Source organism: Novosphingobium sp. BL-S-20 (assembly GCF_055521635.1).
On sequence record NZ_CM145493.1, the window covers coordinates 1,016,596 to 1,028,970 of the forward strand.

General features: G+C 54.5%; 8 protein-coding genes and 4 pseudogenes. 9 read left to right on the forward strand and 3 right to left on the reverse strand.

The annotated features are described in order from the left end of the window. Window positions 1-11: 11 nt before the first annotated feature. Window positions 12-1,307 (reverse strand): TolC family protein, encoded by a 1,296-nt coding sequence (locus tag ACZ1II_RS04370; protein WP_465143200.1) that lies wholly within the window; start codon window positions 1,305-1,307, stop codon window positions 12-14. Between the two features lie 245 nt (window positions 1,308-1,552). On the opposite strand from ACZ1II_RS04370, the gene ACZ1II_RS04375 reads away from it, so the two are divergent. The 5 genes and pseudogenes from ACZ1II_RS04375 (at window position 1,553) to ACZ1II_RS04395 (ending at window position 5,924) form a co-directional block, all read left to right on the forward strand. Continuing rightward, window positions 1,553-3,271 (forward strand): type I secretion system permease/ATPase, encoded by a 1,719-nt coding sequence (locus ACZ1II_RS04375; protein ID WP_465143201.1) that lies wholly within the window; start codon window positions 1,553-1,555, stop codon window positions 3,269-3,271. 89 nt (window positions 3,272-3,360) lie between these two features. Beyond that, window positions 3,361-4,461 carry an HlyD family type I secretion periplasmic adaptor subunit gene (locus ACZ1II_RS04380; protein ID WP_465143202.1) on the forward strand — a complete coding sequence of 367 codons (1,101 nt, stop codon included), beginning with the start codon at window positions 3,361-3,363 and terminating at the stop codon, window positions 4,459-4,461. Window positions 4,462-4,473: 12 nt separating this feature from the next. After that, a pseudogene (locus ACZ1II_RS04385) lies at window positions 4,474-4,704 on the forward strand (HlyD family type I secretion periplasmic adaptor subunit); the annotation flags it as partial. 230 nt (window positions 4,705-4,934) lie between these two features. Beyond that, complete coding sequence (locus tag ACZ1II_RS04390; protein ID WP_465143203.1) at window positions 4,935-5,663, forward strand: glycosyltransferase family protein; 729 nt, start codon at window positions 4,935-4,937, stop codon at window positions 5,661-5,663. Beyond that, the gene (locus ACZ1II_RS04395) at window positions 5,664-5,924 is read left to right on the forward strand and encodes a glycosyltransferase (RefSeq protein ID WP_465144527.1); all 261 of its coding nucleotides are present in this window, start codon (window positions 5,664-5,666) and stop codon (window positions 5,922-5,924) included. Between the two features lie 297 nt (window positions 5,925-6,221). Here the strand turns inward: ACZ1II_RS04395 and ACZ1II_RS04400 are convergent. Together ACZ1II_RS04400 and ACZ1II_RS04405 are read right to left on the reverse strand one after the other, a co-directional pair. Further along, a pseudogene (locus tag ACZ1II_RS04400) lies at window positions 6,222-7,284 on the reverse strand (IS5 family transposase). A 73-nt stretch (window positions 7,285-7,357) separates the two neighbouring features. Then, window positions 7,358-8,011: pseudogene (locus tag ACZ1II_RS04405) on the reverse strand (IS5 family transposase); the annotation flags it as partial. A gap of 63 nt (window positions 8,012-8,074) precedes the next feature. On the opposite strand from ACZ1II_RS04405, the gene ACZ1II_RS04410 reads away from it, so the two are divergent. From ACZ1II_RS04410 to ACZ1II_RS04425, 4 genes and pseudogenes are all read left to right on the forward strand, one after another. After that, a protein-coding gene (locus ACZ1II_RS04410; protein WP_465144528.1) for an IS5 family transposase occupies window positions 8,075-8,835 on the forward strand; the annotation gives its coding sequence in 2 pieces (ribosomal slippage) (window positions 8,075-8,408 and window positions 8,408-8,835; 762 coding nt in all). Window positions 8,836-8,920: 85 nt separating this feature from the next. After that, a complete protein-coding gene (locus tag ACZ1II_RS04415; RefSeq protein ID WP_465143204.1) occupies window positions 8,921-9,952 on the forward strand; it encodes an IS110 family RNA-guided transposase in 1,032 nt (343 codons plus the stop codon). Between the two features lie 288 nt (window positions 9,953-10,240). Then, window positions 10,241-10,476 (forward strand): annotated as a pseudogene (locus tag ACZ1II_RS04420) (hypothetical protein); the annotation flags it as partial. Window positions 10,477-10,972: 496 nt separating this feature from the next. Beyond that, on the forward strand, window positions 10,973-12,244 hold the full coding sequence (locus tag ACZ1II_RS04425) for an MFS transporter (protein ID WP_465143205.1): 1,272 nt from the start codon (window positions 10,973-10,975) through the stop codon (window positions 12,242-12,244). The last annotated feature ends 131 nt before the right edge of the window (window positions 12,245-12,375 follow it).

A 12,375-nucleotide genomic window follows, 5' to 3' on the forward strand; every position in this document is an offset into this window, starting at 1 on the left:
GGGGCGTGGACTCATTCGGCCGAGGCGGAAAACAGATCCAGATTCAAAAGGCCTGCATCTCGTAGAACGGCAACGCGAAGGATGTATGCCTGCGCCCGCGCTTCGACCATCGCCGTCCTTGCTGCGAGGAGGTCGTTGGTGACGTCCAGGACGTCTCGCAAGGTGCGAATGCCTGCCGTTTCCTGCTGCTTCACGCCTTCGACGGCATGCTCGGCAGCCTCAACCGCGGCGTCGAGACGCGGCAAGGCCTCCAGGGTTGCGGCGAGCCGCGCCCAGTCCGTGGCAAGCTTCTCGCGTACGTCGCGCCGGGTTTGTTCGAGAAACCTCTGATCGGCAAGGTTGCGGTCCCTTGCTGCTCGAAGGGAAGCCGACAGCTGGCCGTTGGTGTAGAGGGGCATGCTGAAACGAGCCCCCAGTACAACGGATTCCCTCCAGGGGGAATTCCGATCCGAGGCGATAGGCTCCCGTACGGCTGCTGCGAATGCGTTGATTTGAGGCAGCATTTCCGATCTTGCGGCAGCCACGGAAGCGCGAGACCCTGCTTCGACGAACGTTGAGATCGCAAGTGAAGGATTGTGGTTTTCCGCATCGATGTAGAGCGTTTCCAGTGTCGGCAGAGTCGGGGCCTGAGGCAATGCACTCAGCCGGTCTGGATCATGCCCCACAAGGTTTCCGTAGCGTGCGGTGCTCGCATCGATATCGGCGCGTGAGGACACTAGGCGCGCGGCGGCCAATTCCAGGCGGTTCGTTATCTGATCGACATCGGGCGCAGTGGCGTCGCGCAAGCGAAAACGAGACGTGGTTGCCTCGTGCTGGCGCAGCAACAAGCCGTGGATCTCTTCTGCCACCCCATAAAGTTCGACATCGCGCTGTAGTGCTACATATGCGGAGACCACATCGGCGATCAGTTGTTGCCCGACTTCATCCATCCGGGCTTCACTTGCCATTTTATCGGCCGTGGATGCATCCACACCTGCTGCCAGGCGGCCGAAACTGAACAAGGGCTGTGACAGGGCTAGCTCCGCAGAAGTCGTGAAACCGGCTTCGTAGGAGTTTGCGATATAGCCGTGCAGACGCGCATCGGCGTATCGATGCTGCGCGCTGATATTGAGCGTTGGGCCATAAGCCGCCTTGGCGCGCACGACACCTTCGCCGGCCGCTTTCGCCAAGGCACGGGCGCCTTCGAGATCAGGGTTGTTATGATAGGCGCTGACGAGTGCCTCCTCCAATGTCTCCGCCTGTGCCTGAATAGGTGTCAGGAAATAAGGAAGAATACAGATATAGCGAGTATAGGTAAGTTTACCCAAGTGTAACCCCCAATAGAACGATACAGGTTGATGCGAAGGAATTGAATGCGCCAATTCTGAGCAAACCCTGGTGGCGTTCTATCGCTCCTGCTGGCCTAATGGAGGTCGAGATTGTTCCAGAGAGGACGCAATCGAGGAGCAGGCGACAGAGATGCTGAGTATTGAAAAGCTCTGCCTTGAGCTGGAGGCGTCTTTACGGGAAGCCTGTTCCGAAACTCCGCGGCAATGAGGCCAGGACACTTTACATGAGTTTCCTCTTCCAGCTTCCGAGCGAACTCGAAGATGCCATCGCACCTCTATGGCGCGCGACGCTGCCGGCCCTGTTCATTAGCAGCATATATAACGTATTGCTGCTTTCAGGATCGTTCTTCATGCTGCTTGTCTATGACAATGTACTTCCAAGCGGAAGTATTCCGTCGTTAATAAGCCTCCTCGTACTCGTCACCGTGGCATATACGTTTCAGGCCGTGCTCGATGTAATACGAGGCCGGATCATGGTTCATATCGGATCTTTTTTCATGGAATCGGTGGGCCCGCGCGTGTTGGGCGTGATTTCCGAATATGAACTGGTCCGTGGTCCTATGCCGCAGTGTATCCAGATCGCACGCGACGTGGATACAATACGGTCCTATCTGTCCGGCGCTGGGCCGCTGGCCATTCTCGATCTGCCGTGGATCTTGGTCTACTTACTTGTGCTGAGCATCTTTCATTGGAGCATCGGGCTGCTTTCGCTGTGCGGTGTGGGTGTGTTGATCATGCTCATGCTTATCAATAATCACATGACCGCACCGTTGGCGGAAAGCGCTCTGCGCGCCTCGGCAAATCGAATGGGCTTGGCCGAAACGACAAGACGGAATGCGGAGACGTTGAAAGCCCTGGGAATGGCTCCGGCTTGGCGCAGGCAATGGACGATGCTGGAATCATCCTATCTCCAAGCAAGCGACAGATTTTCATATATTTCCAGCACTTTGGGGGGCTTGACCAAAGCATTCCGAATGTTCCTGCAATCGGCAACACTAGCTCTCGGTGCATTCCTTGTAATGGAAGGGAGGGCAACGGCGGGAATTATCATTGCCGGTTCGATCCTGACTGCCCGGGCCCTTGCCCCCGTGGAGCAGGTGATAGCGAACTGGAAGGGAATGCTCGCGGCGCGGGTGTCGATGATACGTCTTCGGGATGTCTTTAGGGCACTGCCGCATCGTGAGGAACCTATGGGCCTGGAGCCACCTCGTCATAATCTGGAAGTAAAGAACCTGACAGTGCTTCCCCCAGGAGCGCAGAATGTCAGCCTGAATGATATCAGTTTCAAACTGGCTGCTGGCGATGCTCTTGCCGTTGTTGGCAGGAGTGGATCGGGCAAAACCTCTTTGGCCAGGGCCTTGTGTGGAATATGGCCGCTATCAAGAGGCTCCGTTCGCCTTGACGGCGCTACCCTCGATCAATGGACCTGCGATGAAGTTGGCCAGATCGTCGGTTATGTTCCACAAACAATAGAATTGTTCGAAGGAACGATTTCCCAGAACATCGCCCGCTTTCAGGAGGTATCCGACAAGGAGGCTGTTTTGAAAGCTGCACGGGCTGCTGATTGCCATGAACTGATAGTACGACTTGCAAACGGATATGACCATCTCATCGGCCCTAACGGAAATGGGTTATCTGCGGGGCAACGACAAAGAATTGCTTTAGCCAGAGCGCTTTACGGTGATCCCTTTTTGGTCGTTTTGGATGAGCCCAATAGCAACCTGGATCATGAAGGTGAGCGTGCTTTGGATGCCGCGATAAAAGCTATCCGCGCGCGCGGAGGAATATCAATTATCGTAGCGCATCGATCAAATGTAATCGCGAATGTCAGCCATATTATGGTCATGAATAATGGTCGCATAGAGCGTTTTGACACTCGTTTGAAATTTGAAACTCAAATGCAGTCAGTAAACGTAGAAAATAAGGTTGCACTCACGCAGTGAAAGGGGGGCAATTTTCTTGTCGAATGCTATTAGGAAAATAAATGGATTTCTAGGAATAATTTAGGAACCAGCTTTGCTGGGAGGGCGGCATGAGGCCATTCGGCAATATCCTTGCTAAACCATATTTGGACACCGATGGTGAAAATTCAGTTAGAAAACTGAGTAGAATATTCGATGCCGGATTCTTATCAATATTTATGCTGGGCATGTGTCTTACAGCGCTTATAGCATTTCTTACTATTTCCGGGGCAGTCATTGCTCCCGGAGAAATCACCGTCGCAACACATGTGAAGGAAATAACGCATCCGTTTGGAGGTGTTGTTGTAAAAATATTGGTCAAGGATGGAGATCTCGTCCGTAAGGGGCAGCCCCTTATTCAACTGGACAGCACGGTCTCCGGGGGAGTTCTGGAACTTACCAGATTGGGAATAGATCGGCTGTCCGCAAAGGAGGCTCGATTGCGAGCGACACAGGAGGGCGCCAAAATGGTATCTTTTCCCACTCCATTGGAATTGAGCGCTCAATCAAATTCGGAAACAAGAGCGGTTTTAAATGACGAGTTGAAGAATTTTCACTTAACCAAAAAAGTGCGATTTGACCAAGCCCAGCAGTGGAAAGCAAAAATTTCTCAATCAAATGCGGAAATAATGTCCCTTTTAAGTCAGGTGAGTGCGCTGGATAGGCAGTCTTCCCTATTGCAACAAGAATTGCAGCAAACAAAAGGGCTCTATGAAAATAGACTGACAACACTGGACCGTCTAAACGCATTAGAGCGCGCCGCGGTGGGGGTCGATGCGCAAGTAGCATCTGCGAGGGCGGGGATTGTTGAAGCGCGCGCTAGAGCCGCGGAGTTCAGGGCCCAGATGTACCTAGCCGATAGCGCTTCAAGAAGTGAAGCCGCCATGGAACTTGCTCAAGTCGAGACGGCAATTGCTGATTTGAATAAGCAGCGAATTGTTACAAGCGACCAATATAATCGAATGCTTGTTCGAGCGCCGCAGGATGGTGTCGTCGATAAACTTCAAGTTCGTACACCGGGGGGTGTTGTCCCAGCAGGAAAAATGCTGATGGAAATAGTTCCCTTACGAGAAGGGGTGATTGCGATGGCCCGGGTCAAACCAAGAGATATAGATAAAATTTCGTGGAGACAATTGGCAAGGCTACGCTTTATTTCGTTCAGTGGGCGATAAACTCCTGATTTATCTGGTTCAGTTGAGCTTGTAGCCGTGAATATTAACGACGCGACTGTTTCAAACGATGCCTTCTATCCTGTGGAAATTACAATTCCTGATGATGAATTAAAAAAATTAGGGCGCGCAAGAATTCCTATCGGACTTCCGGTTGAGGTATTCATTCAAACCGATCGTCGCACAATTCTGCAATATATCACAAGGCCGTTGATGGATCAATTAAATAGGTCTTTGCGAGAATAATAATATACATGCAGCGTATTTAATTGGAATAATATGTAATTTTTTCAACAAAGGTGATCTATGAGGGGTGATTTAAAAAAAATAGATAGGGTCGTGATAATGCATGATTATAGTGAGGTTTTAGGTGGGGCGTCTTATCTTGTTAATTTGTTAATTAAAAATTTGGCCCAAATGGGCGTTCCTGTTACTTTTTTTCTGGAGATTCTGGCAATAATTTTCGTGTAAAAGGAGTGGAGTTTATTCCATTGGGTGGGGTGTCTTTGCTGCAAAGATCTGTTTCAGATGCCTTTTTTAAAGGGTTTTGGAATCAGGCATCGAGTTCTAAAATATCTGAATGGATAAAGGCTAATGATACAAAAGGAACCGTTTATCATCTTCATGGTTGGACGAAAACGTTAAGTGTTTCTATATTTAACGCTTTAAGAAGTGTGTCAGATAGGGTTATTTTGCACGCCCATGACTACTTTAATGCCTGCCCTAATGGAGCGTTTTATGATTTTCAAAAAGAACTGGAGTGTCGCTTAAAGCCAGGGTCTTTGAGGTGTGTTGCAACTCAGTGTGATAAAAATTCTTATGCGCAGAAAATTTGGAGATTATCTAGGGATATTACTAGAAAATCATTGTGCTCTATAGGATCCGGTGGGGCGAGGGTGATTTTGATACACCCAGGGCAGTTGGAGAACTTTGTGATCTCTGGGTGGCCTAGAGAAAATCTTTCTGTTATCAAGAATCCGATTGTTCCAATTAGTGATAAAAGAGTTTTTGCAGAAAAAAATAAGAAGATAGTATTTATTGGAAGGGTGTCTAGGGAAAAAGGTGCTGACGTTGCTGCAAGATTAGCACTTTCAGTGGGGGCTGATATTTCCTTTGTTGGTTCAGGGGATCAAGAAAATCTTGTAAAATCTATAAACCCGACGGCCAATTTTATTGGCCATGTTGATAGGGAGGGTATTAGATAAATCCTCCATGAATCGCGAATTGCATTGATGCCGGGAAGGTGGCCTGAGCCATTTGGCCTCGCCGCCGTGGAAGCAATTGGATCTGGAGTCCCGACGGTAGTTAGTAAAAATGCACTAATGGCAAGGGATATAGAAAAAATTCAAGCTGGAATTACTATAGATATTCATAATTTTGATGAATCATCTGAGGCGGTGAATAAATTATTTGCCAATGATCTTTTGGTAAAAAAATGTCGGAAAACGGGTTTAATTCATATATAAAATTATCTAATGGCCAAGAAGATTGGGTTGTTGAAATAATTCGTCATTATAGTGAGGCTTTGAAATATTTCGTAATTTAGGTTAATGCGTCAAATTACTCTCTATTTATAAGGGTTCGATTCAAAAGTTCGGCAGGGCATAGCAATACCTGTGCACCTCCATTTACCCGTCGAATTGGAACGGGCTGACGAATTGATTGGCTGATCGAGCGTTAAAGCGTCGATGTCACATGCTCGCTGGGGGTTTCTGTGTTGTATCCCTGGATGCCGGGGCTCCTCGCACCGTATCAAGGCGCACCTATCCTGTGGCTTGCCGGGTTTCGTGGAAGACCAGGCGGTGCATGTTGAAGGCCAGATTGGCGAGCATGATCTTGGCTTCGGCGCGGGCGATGCCGATGGTACGTATGAAGAGGCCCATCTTCGCCTTCTGATGCGCGAACACGTGTTCAACCCGGGCACGGACCTTGGATCTGGAGGCGTTGCCACGTCGGATATGGGCAGGCATCGGCCGCCCCTTGGGTTTTCTGCGGTGAATGCGGCTGACCCGGCCATGGGCCTTTAACCAGCGTTCGTTACTCTGACTGCGGTAGGCGGTATCCGCCCAGCGGTGTTGTCCTCACTGACAACATCGCGCAGCATGCGCCCGTCGTAGCGCGCGCCATCGGTAACCTTGCCCTTGCGGATGAAGCCGAAGGCTCGGCAGATCGAAATACTGCTCTTGTAGCCCAAACTCGGGATCGCGATGTACGGTTGCTGCCTGCCATCGGCGGCCGGCCTGGCCTTGGCGAACTTGAGCGTCCAGCGCGCATCGGTATCCTTCTGCCGCGCCTTCGCGTGTTCACCCGGCCATATCTCGGCGGCAGTCTTGCCTTCCCTGACCGCTGCCCTCTCAGCCTCGGTATTGCGCTGCTTGGGCGCGGCGACCAGCGTGGCATCGACGATCTGCCCGCCCATCGGCAGGTAGCCCTGCGCCTTCAGTTGCCGGTCGAAGTCAGAGAATATCGTCTTCAGCGCCCCAGTCTTGGTGAGCCGCTCGCGGAATGTGCGGATCGTGTTCGCATCCGGCGTTGCAGCCCCAAGGTCAAATCCCAGGAAGCGCAGCCAACTCAGACGATCGCGGATCAGCCATTCCATGCGCGCGTCGGCCACGTTGTTCTGCGCCGCCAGCACCAGGATCTTGAGCATCACGATCGGATCGTAGGGCGGCCACCCTTCGCGCCATCGGAATAGGCCAGCGCCGCCATCAACGTCGGCCGAAACGCCTCGAAGTCCACGACACGAGCCAGGACCTCCAGCGGATCGCCGTCCGCTGAAAGCCGCTTCATGTGGTCTGATAAACCGAAAAGCCCCGTCTGCCGCATCGACCGCTCCCGCAGCACAATGGCAGTGAAGCATCCCAAGACCCCCTTGGCGAGAGGTAAATGAAGGTGCCCACCTTGCGGTTTTGCGGATGAGCAAGCGGATGGAGGCAATCGTGACCCACGCTGTTGATGATGCGATGGTTTCCTCCCAATCTTGGGCGAGGTGTCGGTATAACCCCAGTCATGCGAAAGTGCTCTCAACGATCCAACATGGGGCAAGGCGTAGAGCTTTTCGCCCGATCAGAGCGCTTGATGATCTCGATCGTCCAATATCCCTCTCGGCATAGAGCTTTCCTGAGCTTGTCGACCGCGGAACCGCCATCGGCAGAACATGGTGTAGTCAAGGGAAGCGCTTTCGAACGCCCACGAGCACATCTACGGCGCCATCGCGGTCTTGAATATCTGCGGTGTGAACTAGAATGGAAATCAGGAATCCGCAGGTCTCGTTCAGGATATGGCGCTTGTGCTCCTTGATCCTCTGACCCGCGTCATATCCGTAGGAGTCGCCGCTTTCGGTCGTTTTGAACGACTGGCTATCGATGACACCCGCACTGGGGTAGGCTTTGCGGCCTTCGATCTCGTGCACGTTCATCACCAGCAAGGCGTTTATGATTTCGAACAAGCCTGCGTTTCGCCAGGCGTAGAAGTAGCGCTGCACTGTCGAGACCGGCCCAAAGCACTTGGGCAGTAGGCGCTAGGCACAACCGGCAGAGGCTAAGGTCAGGACCTATTAAATTTGTTGCCGATCGGGCGATTGGTTGTTTCAATGTCGGCGTAAGGAGGCGTCGCCATCAGAGATCTGATCTGGTTGTCGGAGGCGCAGATGCGCCGGATCGAGCCATATTTCCCGCTGTCTCACGGTGTGCCGCGGGTGGATGATCGCCCGATCATCAGCGGTATCATCTTCGTCATCAGGAACGGCTTGCGATGGCGCGACGCGCCCGCTGATTATGGTCCGCCCAAGACGATCTATAATCGTTTCATCCGGTGGAGCCGGCTCGGGGTGTTCAATAAGATCTTCTCTGCCCTTTCCGCGCAAGGCGGCAAGCCCGACCAGTTGATGATCGATGCGATCCATCTGAAGGCACACCGGACAGCCGCCAGTCTGCTCAAAAAGGGGCTGTTCCCAGACGTATCGGACGCACCAAAGGCGGCCTGAACTCGAAGCTCCATGCCGTGTGCGACGGCAAGGGCAGGCCGCTGGCCATGTTGCTGAGCGAGGGCCAGATGAGCGATTACAAGGGAGCCGCCCCGATGCTCGATGCTTTGCCCCACGCCAAAGCCCTGCTCGGCGATCGAGGCTATGACACCGATTGGTTCCGTAAAGCACTCGCGCAGCGCAACATCGCGGCCTGTATCCCGTCAAAGATGAACCGGAAGGTCCCGATCCCGCACGACGCGATGCTATATCGCCAGCGCCACAGGATCGAGAACATGTTCGGCAGGCTCAAGGACTGGCGCCGCATCCATACTCGCTACGATCGACGCGCCCACACATTCATATCCGCCATCTGCATCGCAGCAACCGTCATCTTCTGGATCAATCAATGAGATGGGGTGGTTGCCGCCCTCCCAGACGGCATCGCACTATGCCAACAATACGGTGCTCAAAAGCTTAGCGGAGAGGACGGCGACCATGATGAACAAGACGGTGATTGGCGTGGATCTGGCAAAGGCTATTTTCCAGGTTCACGGAGCATCGATGGCCGGGGAGCCGAGATTTCGTAAGAAGCTGTCACGCCCAGGTTTCCTCAAGTTCATGGCCGAGCAGCCTCCCGCTTTGGTCGTGATGGAAGCGTGTGGCAGCGCTCATTACTGGGCTCGAGAGATGATCAGGTTTGGTCATGAGGTGAAGCTGATTGCGCCGCGCTACGTAAAACCGTTCGTAAAGCGACAGAAGAATGATGCGGCCGATGCAGAGGCCATCGTGATCGCGGCCCGGCAGCCTGAAATGCGCTTCGTCGAGCCCAAAGGTGCCGAGCAACAAAGCCGAGCGATCCTGTTTCGCGCTCGCGAACGGCTCGTCCACCAGCGTACTGAGCTCATCAATGCACTCAGGGCAGCCCTTTACGAATACGGCCATGTCGTGCCGCAAGGCATCCGTCAGATTGGACGGATCGAGGAAATCGTAGGCGCGCCACACAGTGACTTACCTGATCTGATGCGGGACGAATGCCGCGATCTGCTGGAACAGATCGCCGAACAGACGGTCCGTATCAACGCGCGGACGGAAAAGATCAAAGCTCTAGCAGCCGAGGCTGACACCGCCCGTCGCTTGCAAACAATCCCTGGGGTCGGCCCGATGACGGCACTGGCGGTCGAGGCATTTGCGCCGTCGATGAAGAGTTTCAATTGCGGCCGAGCCTTTGCAGCCTGGCTAGGCCTTGTTCCGCGCCAGTTCTCCTCAGGCGGCAAAGAGCGGCTCGGCCGCACTTCAAAGGCAGGGCAGGCTGATATTCGCCGATTGCTGATTATTGGCGCAATGTCACGGTTGAACTGGATGGGACGCAAATCCATCCCAGAAGACTCGTGGCTAGCACGCATCACATCGCGGAAGCCACGGATGCTCGTGGCAATCGCCTTAGCCAACAAGATGGCGCGGACGGTCTGGGCAATGCTGACGAAAAACGAGGATTATCGAGGTCCGGCACAGGCGGGAGCAGCATAACATTTATGCTGAAAATTCTGCCTGAGGCCGGATAAACGGGAGTGTGAGAAGGCGACGACCCGAATGGGCAAAACGATCGAACAGATCTGGATCAGAAAAACCAGTTCAGGACTCTGAGCGCTACAGCTCGCCAATGAGATTTGGATCTGATCCGCGGATCACCATACCGGCCAGCGGCTTCTGAATGCCGTATCAAAAGGCCTGACAGAAGACCGCACTCGATCACCAACCCACACGGTCAGAAACCTCTTGCATCACGGGCGGCAACCACAGAAGTCCTGATCTTAGCGCCCGCTGCCAGAGCAGATCGCCAAAGCAAACAGCTGGCGATCCAAGATCCGTGCTCAGTTCGAGCATATGTTCGCTGGGCATAAAGCATCGGATGGAACTCGTCTTGCGCGCTATCGGCATTGCTCGCGTCATCGTCAAGATAGGTATTGCTCAACCTTGCCTATAACTTCCAGCGCCTGACCTGGATCGAGGGGGAACTGCGCTTGTTTGATGCGAATGCAGTTCTCCATTGACACCGGCGACGTAGAAATGTCCTCAGAATGCGTAGCCGCGCCTGCTCTGTTAACCCTCTGCGGTCCATACTGCCGGAATTCGACGGTTCTTCGAGGTGCCCAGCTCGGCGGGATCAAGCGGTGGCAGGTCGTCTGCGCCGAGCCATAGTCGCTTGGCGCATCGCGCCATCGCAGGCCGTTGCTGTGACGAAGACGATGTCGCTAATTGATCGACGTCATCCACCTTTGGCGGCACTGTGGGACAGCGGAAAATGTGCCTATAAAAGGCGGATCACATTACGCACGGAAACGCCTCCTCGTGCCACGATTGTGCCAACCGATCCCATCAGTGCGAGCATATCGTAGGTTCTGACCGTGAGGCGCTCCCCGAAAAATGCGTAAGTTTGGGTGTACTCAAGCAACAATTGCCGTAAATCCACGCCGATTCGTAATTTTCGTAAAGGGCAGGACAAGTGACGGCAGATCGGGGTGACCGCGTGGTTGAAGGCGCGGGCCGGTGAACGAGTACCGTCGCAACGCGCGCATCCTGACTGCCAGTCTCGTCGGCACCGCGGTCGAGTTCTACGACTTCTACGTCTACGCCACTGCCGCAGCGCTGGTGTTCGGTCCTTTGTTCTTCCCCGCCCATTCCGCTTCGATCCAGCAGCTTGCCGCCTATGCCAGCTTTGGCGTGGCTTTTGTCGCCCGACCGGTCGGGGCCACGTTGTTCGGCCATTTCGGGGACAGAATCGGCAGGAAGTCCACGCTTGTCGCCTCGCTGCTCCTCATGGGCGGCGCGACAGTCGCCATCGGTTTGCTGCCGACGTACGAGAGCGTCGGCTGGATCGCGCCTTTCCTGCTCTGCCTGATGCGCTTCGCACAGGGCCTTGGACTTGGCGGTGAGTGGGGCGGCGCGGCACTACTGGCGGTGGAGAATGCCCCGCCCGGCTGGCGTGCGCGCTTCGGCATGTTCCCGCAACTGGGCGCGCCGGTGGGGTTTATCGCGGCGAACGGTCTGTTCCTCGTCCTGAGCCTCACTCTTTCCGAGAGCGATTTCGTGCGCTGGGGCTGGCGCATTCCGTTCCTGCTGAGTTCGGTGCTGGTCGGCCTCGGTTTGTGGATCCGCTTCCGCCTTGCCGAAACGCCATCTTTCGCGGCCATGCACGGCGAGCAACCGAAATCGATCCCGATCGTCGAATTGTTCCGCACCCACATGCGCCAGACCTTGGCGGGCACATTCGCGGTCGTCGCCTGTTTTGCGATCTATTACCTGACCACCGCTTTCGCGCTGGGCTACGGAACCACGACGCTTGGGTATGATCGTCAGGCGGTCCTCGGCGTACAGTTGTTCGCGATCCTGTTCATGGCGGTGGGTATCGTGCTGGCCGGCTATGCGGCGGATCGCTGGACCTCGCGCGGGGTGCTGATCGCGGGGAGTGCTGGTGCCATTGTCGTCGGCCTGCTGATGGGGCCGATGTTCGCGGCCGGATCGCTGGGCGCAATCGCCGCGTTCCTGTCGCTGGGCCTGTTTACGATGGGCTTCGTCTACGGTCCGCTTGCCTCACTGCTGCCGCAACTGTTCGGCGCGCGGGTGCGTTACACCGGATCTTCGATCGCCTTCAACGTCGGGGGTATTCTCGGCGGCGGTTTCGCGCCGGCGGTTGCGCAGGGGCTGGTGGACAAGGGCGGGGTGCTGTTCGTCGGCCTCTACATCTCGGTTGCCGCGGTGCTCAGCCTTGTCGGTTTGCTCTGGGTGCCGCGTCATACGGAGGCGGCTTTCTCAGGCTGAATGCAATTCGGTGCGCTGGATAGCTGCGATCGATTTCATGCGTTTTCCAATGCACGATCTCGCTCCGAAAAAGGCAGTCTTGAGACAGGCATGAGCATTCCGGGAGTATGGCACGCCTTGGTCGGCTAAGG

Excerpts from the sequence above, each read along its gene's own strand:
- ACZ1II_RS04380 (WP_465143202.1), top strand. The coding sequence starts at position 3,361 with ATGAGGCCATTCGGCAATATCCTTGCTAAACCATATTTGGACACCGAT.
- ACZ1II_RS04375 (WP_465143201.1), top strand. The coding sequence starts at position 1,553 with ATGAGTTTCCTCTTCCAGCTTCCGAGCGAACTCGAAGATGCCATCGCA.
- ACZ1II_RS04415 (WP_465143204.1), top strand. The coding sequence starts at position 8,921 with ATGATGAACAAGACGGTGATTGGCGTGGATCTGGCAAAGGCTATTTTC.